General features: G+C 61.1%; 10 protein-coding genes. 7 read left to right on the top strand and 3 right to left on the bottom strand.

The features are described from left to right. Positions 1-87: 87 nt before the first annotated feature. A complete protein-coding gene (locus JJQ51_RS07075; RefSeq protein ID WP_152095556.1) occupies positions 88-3,765 on the bottom strand; it encodes a peptidoglycan-binding protein in 3,678 nt (1,225 codons plus the stop codon). Between the two features lie 482 nt (positions 3,766-4,247). Between JJQ51_RS07075 and JJQ51_RS07070 the strand changes: the two genes are divergently transcribed. The 3 genes from JJQ51_RS07070 to JJQ51_RS07060 are packed head-to-tail and all read left to right on the top strand — an operon-like array spanning position 4,248 to position 9,512. Further along, a complete protein-coding gene (locus JJQ51_RS07070; RefSeq protein ID WP_113351234.1) occupies positions 4,248-6,044 on the top strand; it encodes an acyl-CoA dehydrogenase C-terminal domain-containing protein in 1,797 nt (598 codons plus the stop codon). A 35-nt stretch (positions 6,045-6,079) separates the two neighbouring features. After that, on the top strand, positions 6,080-7,288 hold the full coding sequence (locus JJQ51_RS07065) for an acetyl-CoA C-acetyltransferase (protein ID WP_113351233.1): 1,209 nt from the start codon (positions 6,080-6,082) through the stop codon (positions 7,286-7,288). A 13-nt stretch (positions 7,289-7,301) separates the two neighbouring features. Beyond that, a complete protein-coding gene (locus JJQ51_RS07060) occupies positions 7,302-9,512 on the top strand; it encodes a 3-hydroxyacyl-CoA dehydrogenase NAD-binding domain-containing protein (protein WP_113351232.1) in 2,211 nt (736 codons plus the stop codon). A 107-nt stretch (positions 9,513-9,619) separates the two neighbouring features. On the opposite strand, the gene JJQ51_RS07055 is transcribed toward JJQ51_RS07060, so the two are convergent. Next, entirely contained in the window at positions 9,620-10,831 is a 1,212-nt protein-coding gene (locus JJQ51_RS07055; protein ID WP_113351231.1) for an MFS transporter, read from the bottom strand. A gap of 138 nt (positions 10,832-10,969) precedes the next feature. Between JJQ51_RS07055 and JJQ51_RS07050 the strand changes: the two genes are divergently transcribed. The 4 genes from JJQ51_RS07050 to galE all read left to right on the top strand — a co-directional run bounded on the left by JJQ51_RS07050 (position 10,970) and on the right by galE (position 14,992). Continuing rightward, a complete protein-coding gene (locus JJQ51_RS07050; protein ID WP_113351230.1) occupies positions 10,970-11,536 on the top strand; it encodes a TetR/AcrR family transcriptional regulator in 567 nt (188 codons plus the stop codon). 250 nt (positions 11,537-11,786) lie between these two features. After that, positions 11,787-12,212, top strand: a complete 426-nt coding sequence (mscL, locus tag JJQ51_RS07045) for a large conductance mechanosensitive channel protein MscL (protein WP_069611273.1) — start codon at positions 11,787-11,789, stop codon at positions 12,210-12,212. A gap of 144 nt (positions 12,213-12,356) precedes the next feature. Further along, positions 12,357-13,523, top strand: coding sequence for a pyridoxal phosphate-dependent aminotransferase (locus JJQ51_RS07040; RefSeq protein WP_113351229.1), 1,167 nt, complete (start codon positions 12,357-12,359; stop codon positions 13,521-13,523). A 431-nt stretch (positions 13,524-13,954) separates the two neighbouring features. Next, positions 13,955-14,992, top strand: a complete 1,038-nt coding sequence (gene galE, locus JJQ51_RS07035; protein ID WP_113351228.1) for a UDP-glucose 4-epimerase GalE — start codon at positions 13,955-13,957, stop codon at positions 14,990-14,992. Between the two features lie 12 nt (positions 14,993-15,004). Here galE and JJQ51_RS07030 read toward each other — a convergent pair whose 3' ends face one another. Further along, complete coding sequence (locus JJQ51_RS07030; RefSeq protein ID WP_113351227.1) at positions 15,005-15,931, bottom strand: LysR family transcriptional regulator; 927 nt, start codon at positions 15,929-15,931, stop codon at positions 15,005-15,007. Positions 15,932-16,100: the final 169 nt, after the last annotated feature.

Genomic DNA, 16,100 nt, shown 5'->3' with positions numbered 1-16,100 from the left:
GATGCGGCAGCTTTGAGCTACCTAAACAAAATGCCGGCGTGCTGACGCCGGCATTTTGGTTGATCGTTTTCGCACGAAAGCCCGAAGCTACTTGTTGCGGGCGAGCAGCTCCTTGACCACTTGATCGGTGACCCGGCCATCCGCCGGCAGGCCGACGGACTTTTGGAAGCTCTTCAGGGCGGCTACCGTCTTGTCCCCCATGGCGCCATCCGGTGCACCGGCGTCGAAGCCATTCTTGTTGAGGATGGCCTGAATGTTGCGGATCGCCTTCTTCATGTCGATCGAGGCCGTGTTCACGCCCTTGCCGGTGGTCCATTCGTCGGGGATGTCGGTGCCGTTGGCCTTCGGATCGGCCGACTGCACTTTCCAGAGATCGACCTTGGCACGCGCACTTTCGAGATCGGCCGGTTTCATGGCGTTGGCCACTTCGTCACGCTTCTGCGCGGCGTCCTTGTCACCGCTCTTGGCGGCGATCGCGAACCATTTGTAGGATTCCTGCAGGTCCTGTTTCACGCCGTTGCCGCGCGCATAGAGGATTGCGAGGTTGAACTGGCTGTCGGAGACGCCGAGGTTGGCGGCGCGGACGAACCAGTTCGCCGCGCTATCATAATCCTGCGGTCCTACTGTGCCCGAGGCGTAGAGAACCGCGAGATTGTGCATGGCGCTGGCATTGCCCTGATTGGCGGCCTGTTCGTAATACTGCTTGGCCTTGACGAGGTCGCGATCGACGCCGTTGCCCTTCTCATACATGCTGGCGAGGCGATATTGGGCCGGGGCATAACCCTTGTCGGCCGAAAGCTGATACCAGGTTGCAGCCTGCTTCATATCGGCAGCAACGCCGCGGCCATCCGTATAGCGTGCGCCGATTTCGAAGAGCGCCACCGGATCGGCCGATTTAGCGGCAGCGACGAGCGATGGCGGCTGGATGCCGTCGGGTACCGCGATTTCCGGCGCTGCCGGCGTGGTGGCGGGAGAGACAGCGGATGTGTTCTCAGTCTGAACGAAGGCGGTGGCCTGCTGTGCAGGTGCGCTGCCGGCAGGAGCCAACTCTTCGCTTGCCGTCTGGTTGCCGTCGAGCGGCGTAGCTGCCGTCAGGTGATCATTCGCGGGTGCGGCGGGATCGGTGGCCGTGGGTGCAGGCTGGACTTCCGCCGTCTCCGTCGTGGAAATCGAGGGTGCGGCGGCCTGGTTTGCAGCAGGCTGCTGATTGCTGGCGGCCGGGTTCGTGTTGGCAGCGACGGTATTGATCGCGGTACTATCGGCAGGCGCGACCATTGTCGATACCTGGGCCGGTGTCGGCGCCTTCTGGCCGCGTGTCAGTGTGTTCGCCAGCGGATAGGCCATGATGGCGAGCATGACGGCGCCCAATGCAAGCAGAATCGGCCGGCGGAAGCGCGAGAACGCACCGCTCTTGGCGTCTTTCTTGGAAGCAGGAGCAGAACGCTGCGTCTGGTCGACTTCCATGGCTGCGGCCTGCGCGGCGCGGCGGGCGGCCGCGATATAATCGGCCCGTTCGTTCTCGCTCGGCTGGCGGGCGTTTCCGCTGCGCGACGTGTTCTGGCTGGCGCGCACGCGCTCGAGGATCTTCTTGATGTCAGGCGCGCCGGAGCCCGGCTCCAGCAGTTCGTTGGCCTCTTCGCCGGGCATCACGTCGGCGGGATCGATCGACGGCGCCTGCTCGATGACCGGGCGGTCCGGCAGAAAGATCGGTTCGGCCTTTTCCGGCATGAAGAAGCGCTTGCCGAGGCTGGCAAACAGGCTGGTCTTGCCGCTCTTCTTGGCTGCCGCCTTGATTTCAGCCTTCGTGTTGGCGTCGATCGCCTGTGCGACCGCGACTTCGGCGGAAACCGAGGCTTCGGCAGGCGCCATCGTGCGGATGATCGGACCCGCCTTCTGCTGCGTGGCCATTGGCGGCCTCAGCGCCGGAGCATCCTCTTCGGCAAAGACGTCGCTTTCGAATGTCGCGGCCGGCATGACGGGCGCCGGCTTGCGCTGTTCCATATGATCGAGACGGTCGGCGATCTGCAGCAGGGTATCGTGCAGAGCCTCGAAGGTGCGGTGCGTGCGCTCGTCGCTGGCGCGGCTGAGGTCCTCAAGATGACGAAGGTCTTCGGCAAGTGCCGTCAATGCCGCCATATCGGCCGCCTGTGCACCATGACCCATTGCGCCTTCGCGCGAATAGGCTTCGACGACGGTTTCCGCCGCATGGCGGGCCGCTTCGATGATATATTCGTCGTTGGTCGCCATATAGTCCTCAATCGCGCTCATGCGGCGATCGAAATCTGGAGGCAGATGATCGCCGCCGGCGCGAGGCTCGGCCGTCAGCAATGTCGAGAGATGGGCGATCTGCTCTTCGAGACTGCGCAGCGCCTGCGTATCCGTCGGCGGAGCGGCAGTGCTCGCTTCCAGCCGGGCTGCGATGTCGGAGAGGCGGCCTTCGAGCCGGCGTGCCATGCTGTCGTCGAGGCTTGCGGCCGGCGCTGCCGGATGGAAATCGATCTCGTCGATGCGGCGAGCGAGATAATCCAGCCGGTCGGCCAGCGCGTTGCCGACAGACCCATGTTCCAGCGCATCGATCTTATGGGAGATGTCGGCGAGATAGGTGACGAGCTCCGGCTGCGGCGTGGCCTTCTGCGAACGTTCCATCAGATACGAAAGCTGGTCCAGCCGCTCCTCGAGGCGGGCGACGGCCTTGGCGCTGCCGAGTTCGTCGATGCGCATGGCAAGCGCTTCGAGACGGCCGGAAAGGTCGTCGGCAGGCTGACGCCGGCCCGCATCGCGGCTCATCATGTCGATCTGGTCGGCAAGGCCGCTGAGGCGGCCTTCCAGCCGCTGCATGGCCTGGTCCTGCGGCTGCATCATCGAACCGAGGCTTTCCATCGCGGTCGCGATCGTCAGCAGCTTGGTTTCCAGCGCATGCACGGCCGGGCTGTCGTTCACGCCGCCGAGATGCTGCTTGATGTCATCGAGACGATAGGCAAGCGAGACGAGCTCGTCCTGCAGGCCCGACGTGTCGATCGCCTTCACCTGACGCTCGACATGGTGAAGCGACTCTTCGCGGGCGAGGCCGTCCATCAGCGAACGCAGCTCATCGAATTCTGCTTTCAGTCCGGCAGTCTCCGGCTGACCGGCGAGCTGGTTGATGCTGTCGGCAAGCCTGGCCATGTCCTGGCGGACATCGGCGGCGAAATGCTTGTCCTCGGCGTTTTCGCGGATATCGCGGATTTCGGCACGCAAGGCGGTGACTTCGCGGCTCACGCTATCGGCGATGTCGCGCTTCAGATCCTGGCGAAGGTTGACGAGCGCCTGGGCGATATCGACCGGCGCGTCGGCGGCAGCGGCCCGCATCGGCTGGCGCTGGGGATAGCTGTCGATCGGACGTCGTGCCGGCTGCAGTTCTGCATGCGCGATTTCCTCGCGCCGTGGCTGCAGACGTTCGCGGTTTGCTTCCAGCGTGCGCTGGCGCTGACGGATTTCGGCAAGCGGATCGGAGCGAAGGTCGCTCTCGTGACGTTCGTTGCGGAGCGGGCGCTCGTAAGTGCGACTGGCATATTGTTCGCGGTCGGGGCGGGGCGGCATCCGCTCGGGTGCGGCTCGTTCGGGAGCAGGCGCATAGCCGGCAGCGGCGCGCTGGCGCGTATCGCGCGCGGCGGCGGTTCCCATCAGCCCTTCGATGCGTGCCTCCAGCCCCTCGATTGTGCGGCTCAGAGCATCCAGCGACGTCCAGTCACCGGTTCCGGTATGATTTGATCGCGATCCGCTCATATCTCTTGCTCGCCTCGAACTGTGGACCACCAGGCTGTCATGCTGACGAAAGAAGACGTTGCTGCATCGCCTTGCTGTCTGCATCCCGCCGTTCGGAAAGGGATAAATCTATTGGCTTTCCTCAAACAGAGCGGCATAGACAGCGCGATTTCCAAGCATAAGTTGAAGAAACGCGAAGCACTGCTGCTCAACTCGTACAATTTACGAAACGTGGTAAACAACTCGTTAAGTTTGCCTGATGTCTTAACCTTTTATTTTGGTTCTGCTGTACCGCCGCCTGATATTCTTGCGCTGAGGCAGCACCAGTTTGCTTGGGCGGAGGGGAGGTATCGGCGATATCCAGAATGCTCTCCCCCCATCGGCTTCATTAAAATTTCACCGCGAGACACGAATTTGACGTTTACGCAAACGTCAATATTTTGTAAGAGTATGAAAGTGGCCGGAATCTCAAGGTCCGGCGGCGAATTGGAGGAATTCGAGAAATGCCAGTCTACAAGGCCCCGGTGAACGATACGCTCTTCGTCCTGAACGATGTGCTTGGGCTGGAGCGCTACAACAATCTTCCGGGTTATGCCGATGCCACGCCTGACATGATCGAGGCGATTGTCGGTGAAGCGGCCAAGATGTCGGAAGAGGTGCTTTTCCCGCTCAATTATTCCGGCGATCAGGAAGGCTGCGTGCGCCATGACGACGGCACCGTCTCGACGCCGAAGGGCTTCAAAGAAGCCTATCGCGCCTATCGCGAAGGTGGCTGGCTGGGTCTTGCCGTGCCGGAAGAATTCGGCGGGCAGGGGCTTCCCTATGTGCTGCACTGCGCCGTCGGCGAATATACCTCCGCCGCCAACATGTCTCTGATGATGTATCCGGGCCTGACGCAGGGCGCTATTGCCGCCATCCTCGTGCATGGCACCGACGCACAGAAGCAGACCTATTTGCCGAAGATGGTCGAGGGCAGCTGGTCCGGCACCATGAACCTCACCGAGCCGCATTGCGGCACCGATCTCGGACTCTTGCGCACCAAGGCGGTGCCACAGCCTGATGGCAGCTATAAGATATCAGGTCAGAAGATCTTCATTTCGGCCGGTGAGCACGACATGACGGACAATATCGTTCATCTCGTCCTTGCCCGCATCGAAGGTGCGCCTGAGGGCACCAAGGGCATCTCACTCTTCATCGTGCCGAAGTTCCTCGTCAAGGATGACGGTTCGCTCGGCGATCGCAACCCTGTCTCCTGTGGTGCGATCGAACACAAGATGGGCATCCACGGCAACGCCACTTGCGTCATGAACTATGATGAGGCCACAGGCTTCCTGATCGGTGCGGAGAACAAGGGCCTCAACGCCATGTTCGTGATGATGAACGAGGCTCGCCTCGGCGTTGGCCTGCAGGGTCTCTCCATCGCCGAGATCGCCTATCAGAACGCGGCCAATTATGCCCGCGAGCGCATTCAGGGCCGCTCGCTCTCCGGCCCGAAGGCGCCCGACAAGAAGGCGGACCCGATCATCGTGCATCCGGATATCCGTCGCTCGCTGATGACGATCCGCGCCTTCAACGAGGCCGGCCGCGCCTTCCTGCTCTGGACGGCGCTGAAATCAGATATCGCCCATCGCTCCCCGGATGAGAAGGACCGCCAGGCAGCTGACGATATGCTGGGTCTGGCGACGCCGATCCTGAAGGGCGTCCTGACCGACAAGGGCTTCGAGCATGCCGTCATGGCACAGCAGGTCTTCGGTGGTCACGGCTATATCGAAGAGCACGGCATGAGCCAGTATGTCCGCGATGCCCGCATCACCATGATCTATGAAGGCGCCAACGGCATTCAGGCGCTCGATCTCGTGGGCCGCAAGCTGGCGCTGAACGGCGGCCGCGCCGTCATGGCTCTCTTCAAGGAAATCGGCGATTTCTGCGAGGAAAACCGCAGCGACGAGCAGATGGCTTTCTTCACCAAGCATCTGAAGAAAGGCTTGAACGATGTGCAGGCCGCAACCATGTGGTTCATGCAGAATGCCATGGCCAAGCCCGACAATGCCGGTGCCGGCTCGACCGATTACATGCACCTCTTCGGCCTCGTCGTTCTCGGCTATATGTGGGCGAAGATGGCCAAGGCGGCGCAGGCAGGCCTTGCGGCTGGCGACAGCGCGCGCGAGGATTATCTGAAGAACAAGCTTGTCACGGCGCGGTTCTACATGGAGCGCATCATGCCGGAAACGGCGCTGCGCAAGGCGCGCATCGAAACCGGTGCCGACACGATGATGGAACTGGCGGCGGAAGCCTTTTGATCAAGGCGGCGCCAGCCGCTGCAGGGAGATGAGACATGACCGAGGTTTTCATTTACGACCACGTGCGCACGCCGCGCGGGCGGGGCAAGAAGGATGGGGCGCTGCATGAAGTGCCCTCCGTGCGCCTTGCCGCCAAGACGCTGGAGGCGATCCGCGACCGCAACGGCCTCGATACCGAAACGGTTGACGACATCATCATGGGCTGCGTCGATCCTGTCATGGAAGCAGGCGCCGTTATCCCGAGGGGCGCTGCCTTCGAAGCCGGCTATTCCACCAAGGCGCCTGGCATGCAAATTTCCCGCTTCTGCGCCTCCGGCCTTGATGCCGTGAATTTCGGCGCGGCCAAGATCGCTCAAGGGGCTGATGACATCGTCATCGCCGGCGGCGTCGAAAGCATGTCGCGCGTCGGCTTGGGCATGTCGGGTGGTGCCTGGTTCATGGACCCCTCCGTCAATTTCCCGGCCTATTTCATGCCGCAGGGCGTCTCGGCCGATCTTATCGCCACGAAATACGGCTTCTCCCGCGATGACGTCGATGCCTATGCCGTCGAAAGTCAGAAGCGCGCCGCCAATGCCTGGGAGAAGGGCTACTTCAAGAATTCGGTCATTCCGGTGAAGGACATCAACGGCCTGACCATTCTCGACCGCGATGAGCACATGCGTCCCGGCACCGATATGCAGGCGCTCGCCTCGCTCAATCCGTCCTTCCAGATGCCCGGCGAGATGGGAGGCTTCGAAGCCGTCGGCATCCAGGCGCATCCGGAAGTCGAGCGCATCAACTACGTCCATCACGCCGGCAACTCCTCCGGGATCGTCGATGGTGCTGCCGCCGTTCTGCTCGGCTCCAAGGCGGGCGGTGAAAGCATGGGGCTGAAGCCGCGTGGCCGTATCAAGGCCTTCGCCAATATCGGCTCCGACCCGGCGCTCATGCTGACAGGCCCGGTCGACGTCACCGAAAAACTCCTGAAGCGCAGCGGCTTGACGCTTGCCGACATCGATCTTTTCGAACTGAATGAAGCCTTTGCCGCCGTCGTGCTGCGCTACATGCAAGCCTTCGATATCGAGCATGACAAGATCAACGTCAATGGCGGCGCCATCGCCATGGGCCATCCGCTCGGCGCCACCGGCGCGATGATCCTCGGCACCGTGCTGGATGAGCTGGAACGCCGCGACCTCAACACGGCGCTGGTTACGCTCTGCATCGGCGCCGGTATGGGCACGGCCACGATCATCGAACGCGTCTGAGGAGGGGAAACCAATGGCTTACACGAATTTCACCGTCGAAACCGACGCAGACGGCATAGCCCTTGTTACCTGGGACATGCCCGGCAAGTCCATGAATGTCTTCACCGCCGAGATCCTCGAGGAGCTGAACGCCATCATCGATGCCACGGTTGCCGATGCGGCCGTCAAGGGCGTGGTCTTCACCTCAGGCAAATCCTCCTTCTCCGGCGGTGCCGATCTCTCGATGATCAAGTCGATGTTTTCCTTCTATCAGGAGGAAAAGGCGAAGGATCCGGCCGCTGCCACGCAGAAGCTCTTCGATCTCGTCGGCCGCATGACCGGCCTGTTCCGCAAGCTCGAAACCTGCGGCAAGCCATGGGTTTCGGCCATCAACGGTACCTGCATGGGCGGCGCTTTCGAGCTGTCGCTGGCCTGCCACGGCCGCGTCGCGTCAAACGCCAAGAGCGTCAAGATTGCGCTGCCCGAGGTCAAGGTCGGTATCTTCCCCGGCGCCGGCGGCACGCAGCGCGTGTCGCGCCTGACGGATGCGCAATCCGCCCTGCAGATGATGACGACGGGCCAGTCGCTGACGGCGGCTCGCGCCAAGGCTATGAACCTGGTGCATCAGGTGGTCGAGCCGGATCAGCTGATCCCGGCCGCCAAGCAGATGATCAAGGATGGCCTGAAGCCCATCGCCCCCTGGGACGAAAAGGGCTTCAAGGCACCGGGCGGCGGCATCTGGACGCCGGCCGCAGCCCAGCTCTGGCCAGCAGCCCCGGCCATCCTGCGTCGCGAGACATCCGGCAATTATCCGGCAGCGCTCGCCATCCTCAAATGCGTCTATGAAGGCCTGCAGGTTCCCTTCGATACCGGCCTGAAGATCGAGCAGCGCTATTTCACCCATGTGCTGCAGACCACCGAAGCCTATTCGATGATCCGCTCGCTGTTCATCTCCATGCAGGAACTCGGCAAGGGCGCCCGCCGCCCGGCCGGCCAGCCGAAGACGGAGCTGAAGAAGGTCGGCGTCGTCGGCGCCGGCTTCATGGGCGCGTCCATCGCCTATGTCACGGCTGTCGCCGGCATCCCGGTCACGCTTATCGACCGCGATATCGAAGCCGCAACCAAGGGCAAGGGCGTCGGCGAGGGGCTGGTCAAGGACTCGATCGGTAAGGGAAGGCTGACGCAGGACGAAGGCGCAGCTCTGCTCTCGCGCATCACGCCGTCGGCCGATTATGCCGATCTCAAAGATGCCGATCTCGTCATCGAAGCCGTGTTCGAGGATCGCGACGTCAAGAAGGCCGTTATCGAGGCCGTCGAAGCCGTGCTGCCGGCCGGCGCCGTCTTTGCCTCCAACACCTCGACGCTGCCGATCACGGGCCTTGCGAAGAATTCCAAGCGCCCGGTCGATTTCATCGGCGTCCACTTCTTCTCGCCGGTCGAGAAGATGATGCTGACCGAAGTCATCCTCGGCAAGGAAACCGGCGACCATGCGCTGGCGGTTGCGCTCGACTATGTCGCCGCCATCAAGAAGACGCCGATCGTCGTCAATGATACCCGTGGCTTCTTCGTCAATCGCTGCGTCTTCCGCTATATCCACGAAGCCTATGACATGCTGATCGAAGGCGTGCCCGCAGCCATGATCGAGAATGCCGCCAAGATGGCTGGCATGCCTGTCGGGCCTCTGGCGCTGAACGATGAAGTCGCTATCGATCTGTCCTACAAGATCCTGAAGGCGACGGTTGCCGATCTCGGCGAAAAGGCGGTCGACCCGCGTCATATGCAGCTGATCAGCGGTCTCGTCGAAGGCGAGGGTCGTTTAGGCCGGAAGAACTCCAAGGGCTTCTACGATTACCCGCCGAAGCCGGCGAAGAAGTCGCTCTGGCCGGGCCTCACGGATCTCTATCCGCAGAAGAAGGCCGATGAGATTGATGTCAACGTGCTGAAACAGCGCTTCCTTGTCACGATCGCGCTGGAAGCTGCCCGCACCATCGAAGAAGGCATCGTCACCGATCCGCGCGAAGCCGATGTCGGCTCCATCCTCGGCTTCGGCTTCGCTCCCTATACCGGCGGTGCGCTGTCCTATATCGATGGCATGGGTGTGAAGGCTTTCGTGGAGCTCTGCGAAAAGCTGGCGGCCCCCTACGGCCCGCATTTCCAGCCCACAGCGCTTCTGAAGGATATGGCCGCAAAGGGCGAGACCTTCTACGGCCGCTTCGATCCCTATGGCGCCAAGAAGGCGGCCTGAACCGGAGAGCTATTGCTCGCGACAAATCATGGGCCGCCCCTGTCAGGAGCGGCCCTTTTTTGTTGATTGGTTCAGCCTAGATCAATGGCGAGTACGTAAGATTTTGCTTACGCGTTGCTCAATGGCTTCTCTTGCCCCGCCCTCAGCGCAACGACGCCCCAACCCACGAGCAGAAGGATCGCTACCGCATAGATATCGGCAGCCTCGGCAAAGCCGAGCGCTTTCGACAGGAAGCCGGCGAAGATGGCGGGGACGCTGAAGGCGAGGTAGCTCTGGATGTAGAAGGCGGAGAGCAGCCCGGCGCGTTCGTCGGGCTTTGCCAGTGGCATGATGCTTCTGACCGTGCCGAGGAAAACCGCCCCGAAGCCCGAGCCGGCAATCACAGTTCCCAGGGCGAGGATCGACACTTCAGCCGCATGCATGCCGGCGATGATGGTCAGTATGCCGAGGCACATGGTTGGTATGCCGAACTTCATGATCGCGGCGGCGGATCGCTTACGCAACAGGAACACCGCGGCCGCACCGCTGATCGTCAATGCCCCGACTACAGAACCGCCGACCAGCGGCGCCGTGCTGCCGGTCGTGGCGCTGACCAGCGAGGGCACCAGCGACAGATAGAAGCCGGCGAGCGCCCAGACGGCGATATTGATCGGCGTCAGCGCTAGCAGCGTCCGCCGCGCCTGCTGGGGAACGGCGACTTCCGGCTTCAGCGATGCGAGCACGCCGGTCCTTCGGCTCGTAGTCTCCGGCATCAGCCATAGCAGCGCGGCTTGCAGCGCCAGCAGGGCAAGCGTGACGATATAGACGAGTACGGTCGGGGCCGGCGCGAACTGGATCAGCAGGCTCGTACCGATCGCGCCGATCGCCATGCCCACAAGCGGGGCAAGGCTGTTGGTGATCGATCCTCTGATCGGATCGAGATCGACAAGCGCGGCACCGACGGAACTGACGGCAGTGCCCGTCGCGAAGCCCTGCACGATGCGGGCGGCAATTAGCCAATCCGAACCACTGGCCATTAAAAACAATACTATCGCCACCATATTGAGGAGGATCGAAGCAAAGATCACAGGCCGACGGCCGAGATGGTCGGAGATCGAGCCGACGATGAGGAGCGCGGCGAGAAGGGAGAAGGCATAGACGGCGAAGATCACCGTAAGCAGCACCGGCGAAAAGGCAAAGGCCTGCTGATAAAGGCGATAGAGAGGCGTCGGTACGGACGAGGCAGCCAAAAACAGCGCGCTGGTTGCGGCATAATAGAAAGGCGCCAGGCGTCTGGCTGGTGAAATCGGAGCGCTGCCGGTGGAATCGAGTTCGGTCATCGACTATATCCTACCTAAAGCTAAAAGATTGCGTTAGACGCATATAGGGCGCCTGATGTATAAAAACAAATAATTTGCGTTAGTGAATGTCCACGGATCATTCACGATCCGCAAAACGGGAAAAATTGGCAAGGGCTTATGGGCTACAGAGAAAATCCCCGCCCCGGCGGGCGCAGCGCCAGAGTGCAAGCGGCCGTGCATCAATCCGTCCGCGACATGCTGGCGACGATGGATCGCGCCGAGGTGACGATCCCGCTGATCGCGCAGCGCGCCAATGTCACGCCGTCGACGATCTACCGCCGCTGGGGCGACCTTCAAAAGCTTCTGGCGGATGTTGCCGCCTCACGCCTGCAGCCTGAAGGCGAGCCCGCTAGGATTGGCAGCGCCCGGGAGGACCTGGAGGCCTGGGTCGAGCAATATGCCGATGAAATGGCCTCGGGAGTCGGACGGCAACTGCTGCGCGATGTTCTCGCGGTACCCGATAGCGCAAATGCGGAAAAATGCTGCACCTATACACGCTGCCAACTAAGCGTATTTATTGCGCGGGCGGAGGCGGCTGGCGAGCCCTTTCCGACTTTGGTGGAACTGATGGATCACGTCATCTCGCCGATCATCTATCGCATTCTCTTCGATCAGGCGCCCGGTCCTGACTACGTTCGCAAGCTCGTCGCGGAAGTGATGCGGGAGAGTGCCGTCAGCGCTTGACGCGCGGCCGACTATGCCGAACGACTGACCCTAGATCCCTGATGTACAGCCAGTGGCCTCGGCTTGGTTGCTCGCAACTGACGAACAAGCTGCCGAATATATGCGCCCTAAAGTTGCTAATGTGGTGAAATTATCATGGGATATGCATGCCTGGACAAGACTCCTGGTCAATTTGCTGTTGAAAAATAAGGAAAAAGATGGTGCTAATTATCATCAGTGAATTCAACGGCAACGCGAAGGGGACTGCTCAATGCTAAATGAATTCAAGGCATTTATCGCCCGCGGCAATGTCATGGATCTCGCAGTCGGCGTGATCATCGGCGGCGCTTTCGGCGGCATCGTGAAATCGCTGGTTGACGATATCATCATGCCGATCGTCGGCGCGATTTTCGGCGGCTTCGATTTTTCGAACTATTTCATCGGCCTTTCTTCGGCGGTCAACGCGCCGACGCTGGCAGCCGCCCGTGCCCAGGGGGCGGTCTTCGCCTACGGCAACTTCATCACCGTCCTCATCAACTTCCTCATCCTCGCCTGGATCATCTTCCTGATGGTCAAGGGCGTGAACACGCTGCGTGCCCAGCTCGAGCGCAAGGAAGAGAAGGTTGCCGAGGCAGCTCCGCCGCCGGCCGACGTTCAGTTGCTCACCGAAATCCGCGATCTTCTCGCCAAGCGCTGATAGGCCTGCTTCAACCTCTTTCAAAGCTCCGGTTCCGTCAAGGATCGGGGCTTTATTCATCACCAAAATCGATCGGTCACTAAGGCAAAGTCATGGGATTTGTCCGCCGCTCTGCTTTATGAAGGCAGAAACCGGAGACTTTGCATGTCGATACTAGATAGCCTCAGCCCACGCGCGCTCGCAGCGCCCGAAAGCGGGATCGTGGAAGTTGTCAACTATGCCCGCGGCCGTGAGGGCCTGCTGCCACTCTGGGTCGGTGAGGGCGATCTGCCGACGCCGGATTTCATCAACCGCGCCGCCATGGCCTCGCTCAACGCCGGCGAAACCTTTTACACCTGGCAGCGCGGTATTCCCGAGCTGCGTCAGGCGCTCGCCGATTATTATGGCCGGCATTTCGGCACCTCGCTGCCGATGGAGAATTTCTATGTCGTCGGCTCCGGCATGCAGGCGATCCAGCTGTCCGTGCAGGCGATCACCGCTCCCGGCGACGAGATGGTCTATCTGTCGCCCGCCTGGCCGAACATTGCTGCGGCGCTCGAGATCGCAGGCGCCCGTTCCGTCGCCGTACCCTTACAGTTTGAACACGGCAAATGGTCGCTCGATCTCAACCGGCTGGAAGGGGCGATTACGCCGAAGACCAAGGGCCTCTTCATCAATACCCCGTCCAACCCCACAGGCTGGACGGCGACCCATCAGGATCTTCGCGATATCCTCGCTTTGGCGCGCAAGCATGATCTCTGGATCATGGCCGACGAAATCTATGCGCTCTACTATTATGCGGGCGGCCGCGCGCCGAGCTTCCTGGATGTCAAGGAAGCCGACGACAAGATTCTCTTCGTCAATTCTTTCTCGAAGAACTGGTCAATGACCGGCTGGCGTGTCGGCTGGATCGTCGCACCGGCCGAGCTCGGGCAGGTGATCGAAAACCTCGTGCAATATTCGACTTCCGGCGTCGCGCAGTTCATGCAGAGAGGCGCGGTTGCAGCGCTGAACGAGGGCGATGATTTCGTTCGCTCCAATATCGAAAAGGCCACTCGCTCGCGCGACATCCTCTGCGACGCGCTGATCGCCACCAATCGCGTGCAGACGCTGAAGCCGGATGGCGCGCTCTATTCCTTCCTCAGGATCGACGGCGTCACCGACAGCCGCAAGGCCGCCATTGACATCGTCGATAAGACCGGCGTCGGCCTAGCACCCGGAACGGCCTTCGGTTTGGGCGGAGAGCTGTTCATGCGCGCCTGCTTCCTGCGCGATCCGGTGCAGGTGGCGGATGCCGCGGAAAGGTTGAGTAGATATATTTTGAGTTTGTGAGGGCTTCGCTTCGACCGGCTCCACGATCGAAAGGCATCCTCTCGCTTGCCTCACCTTTGATACCCCCCTCTGTCGCTATCGCGACATCTCCCCCACAAGGGGGGAGATCGTTGGGAGTTTACAGCCGCCCTTAACAATACAATCCGCTTCACTCTCTGCGGATACGAAGTTGGTTTAAGGTAGGTTGATGCTACAGGTTACCAATCTCCCCCCTTGTGGGGGAGATGTCACGAAGTGACAGAGGGGGGTATGCACTCTCCGATATATGCGAGGCCTGCCGTCGCATACCCAATCCATAAAATCCAATCAAACTGCGAAAGCCCCCTCTAACCATTCTCGCAATCTTTCCCGCCCCACCTCCGGCTTTTAATCAATTTCGCAGGGGAAGCGGCCTCATATATCGCCGATAAGACTTGGCGGGGACGCGAAGAATGACTGTCTTGGTGACGGGCGGAGCCGGCTATATCGGCAGCCACATGGTCTGGAGATTGCTTGACGCGGGCGAGGACGTTGTTGTTCTCGATTGCCTTTCCACGGGCTTTCGCTGGGCAGTGCCGCCCGCGGCCCGCTTCTATCTCGGCGATGTCGCTGACGAGGCGCTGCTCAAAACGATTTTCGCCGAGAACGATATAGAAGCCATCATCCATTTCGCTGGCTCTGCCGTCGTGCCGATGTCGATCGAGGACCCTCTTGCCTATTACGAAAACAACACCGGCAAGACCCGCGCCCTGATGAGCGCCGCCGTCAGGGCCGGCATCCGCTATTTCGTCTTTTCGTCCACCGCTGCCGTCTATGGTCAGCAGCCCGCGGATCGACCGGTTAGCGAAGATGTGCCGTTGCGGCCTGAATCCCCCTATGGTCAATCCAAGCTCATGTCCGAGCTGATGCTGCGCGATGCCGCCGCGGCCTATGATTTCCGCTATGTGGCGCTGCGTTATTTCAATGTCGCCGGCGCTGATCCTGGGGGAAGGGCTGGTCAGTCCACTGATGGTGCCACCCATCTCATCAAGGTCGCCTGCGAGGCGGCCCTCGGCCGCCGCCGTCAGGTGGATATCTACGGCACGGATTACGCGACACATGACGGCACCGGCGTGCGCGACTACATCCACGTGAGCGATCTTGTTGAGGCGCATCTCGTGGCCTTGCGCCATCTGCGCGATGGCGGCCGCTCGCTGGTTGCCAATTGCGGCTATGGCCACGGTTATTCCGTGCTTGACGTGCTCAACATGGTCATGCGCATCCATGGCCGTTCCTTCCGTATCCATATCGCTCCGCGCCGGCCTGGCGATATGGCGAGCATTGTTGCAGACGCGACGCTTGCTCGTCGCGAGCTGGGCTGGGTTCCAAAACACGACAGCTTGGAAACGATCGTGCGTTCGTCGCTGGATTGGGAGCTTCGCCTCGTCGAGCGGGCGAGCTTCGATGCCGCCGGGCTCGGCAAGATCTATGCTGCCCCGAGCACGCTATAGCCTGAAGCGATCTCAGTTCTCGGTTTTTCTCCAGGGGCCCAGAAACGCCGGTGCGTTCCTGCGTACGGCTTCCGCCAAAAAATCGATGACGGTGCGCACGCGTGGCGATTGGCGCAGGTCGCGGTGGCAGGTGATCCAGTAGTGGCGCCTGAGATCCACCTCATGTGGTAGCACGACCTGCAGATCCGGATGTTTGCCGGCGATGAAGAACGGCAGCACGCACAGCCCCTGGCCATTCTTCGTCGCCGTCAGCTGCGCAAAGATGCTCGAGCTCTGGAATTGCGGCCTGATGCGCGGATGGACGTCATCGAGATAGTCCAGGCCCGGCGCGAAGATCATGTCCTCGATATAGCCGATGAAGGTGAAGTCAGGCAGATCGTCGCGGCTTTCGATTGGCGGATGGCGGGCAAGGTAATCGCGCGATCCGTAGACCTGCAGATGATAGTCTGTCAGTTTTTCGGTGAAGTAGGGTCCCGCCTTCGGCGGGTCGAGCACCACGACGATGTCGGCTTCCTTGCGCGAGAGCGACATGATCTGCTGGATGGTGATCAGCTCCAGCGAAATGTTCGGATGTTTCGCAGTGAATTCCGGCAGAACGCCGGTGAAGAAGAAATTGGAAAACCCCTCCGGCGCGCTGATGCGCACCACGCCGCCTTGGGCTGCCGATCCCGTCGAAAGATCGGTCCGCAGACGCTCGGTTTCCTGCTCCATTCTTTCGGCCGTATCGACGAAGCGCTGCCCCATTCCGGTCAGCATGTAGCCGCGCGGATTGCGCTCGAAGAGCTTGACCTTCAAGGCGAATTCCAGCCGGTCGATACGGCGCGAGACCGTGGCATGGCTGGTACGCAGCTGTCGCGCCGCAGTCGAAAGTTGCCCCGTTCGCGCAACGGCGAGGAAGAACTGCAGATCGTCCCAGGTAAAATGCGGCGTGCGCTTCATGCCTCCCCCTCTGTTCAAAAATGAACAGACCTTGTTTGGAATTAGTTGCAATCGCGACTTGCGTCAACGCGCGAATTCCGTGATCTTGCCTATCGGGAAAAGTCGCTTTGAGGAAAGCGGCTGGCCAATTTTGAACAGATTCGTTTTTGCCAAATCTCTGGGAGGAGAG

Origin of the sequence: Rhizobium sp. AG207R (assembly GCF_027109195.1) — a bacterium.
GTDB lineage: Bacteria > Pseudomonadota > Alphaproteobacteria > Rhizobiales > Rhizobiaceae > Rhizobium > Rhizobium dioscoreae.
This window is presented reverse-complemented; position numbering and strand designations above follow the sequence as displayed.

Bases quoted from the DNA above. Each gene is read 5' to 3' on its own strand.
- JJQ51_RS07075 (WP_152095556.1), bottom strand. From the start codon at position 3,765: ATGAGCGGATCGCGATCAAATCATACCGGAACCGGTGACTGGACGTCG.
- JJQ51_RS07070 (WP_113351234.1), top strand. From the start codon at position 4,248: ATGCCAGTCTACAAGGCCCCGGTGAACGATACGCTCTTCGTCCTGAAC.
- JJQ51_RS07065 (WP_113351233.1), top strand. From the start codon at position 6,080: ATGACCGAGGTTTTCATTTACGACCACGTGCGCACGCCGCGCGGGCGG.
- JJQ51_RS07060 (WP_113351232.1), top strand. From the start codon at position 7,302: ATGGCTTACACGAATTTCACCGTCGAAACCGACGCAGACGGCATAGCC.
- JJQ51_RS07055 (WP_113351231.1), bottom strand. From the start codon at position 10,831: ATGACCGAACTCGATTCCACCGGCAGCGCTCCGATTTCACCAGCCAGA.
- JJQ51_RS07050 (WP_113351230.1), top strand. From the start codon at position 10,970: ATGGGCTACAGAGAAAATCCCCGCCCCGGCGGGCGCAGCGCCAGAGTG.
- mscL (WP_069611273.1), top strand. From the start codon at position 11,787: ATGCTAAATGAATTCAAGGCATTTATCGCCCGCGGCAATGTCATGGAT.
- JJQ51_RS07040 (WP_113351229.1), top strand. From the start codon at position 12,357: ATGTCGATACTAGATAGCCTCAGCCCACGCGCGCTCGCAGCGCCCGAA.
- galE (WP_113351228.1), top strand. From the start codon at position 13,955: ATGACTGTCTTGGTGACGGGCGGAGCCGGCTATATCGGCAGCCACATG.
- JJQ51_RS07030 (WP_113351227.1), bottom strand. From the start codon at position 15,931: ATGAAGCGCACGCCGCATTTTACCTGGGACGATCTGCAGTTCTTCCTC.